Here is a 358-nt window from a genome sequence, read left to right as displayed (position 1 = left end):
TGTTGAGAGGACATTTAAACCTACTGATAAATTTCCAAAGGCACATATTGAGCGCAAAAACATGCAATATTTGTATGAGGATTCTGGGCTATTTTACTTTATGGATACAGAAAATTATGAACAAATTCCTCTTACAAAAGAGCAATTAGGCGACTCGCTTAAATTTGTTAAGGAAAATGATGTAGTTTTAATTTTATCTTATAAGGGTAATATATTTGGTGTGGAGCCTCCTAATTTTGTTGAGCTTGAAGTTGTTGCTACTGAGCCTGGCGTTCGCGGGGATACTGCAACAAATGTTCAAAAACCAGCGAAGTTAGAGACGGGAGCGGAGATTATGGTTCCTATATTCATCAATGAA

General features: G+C 36.3%; 1 protein-coding gene. It reads left to right on the top strand.

Annotation, left to right across the window (positions count from 1 at the left end):
- Window positions 1-358 (top strand): elongation factor P (locus tag ACYVTD_RS18145; RefSeq protein ID WP_461249001.1); only part of this gene is annotated, 358 nt, incomplete at both ends.

It is taken from the genome of Treponema sp. R6D11, assembly GCF_054786075.1.
The sequence above is the reverse complement of the archived record's forward strand: the minus strand, read 5'-3'. Positions and strand labels throughout refer to the sequence as shown.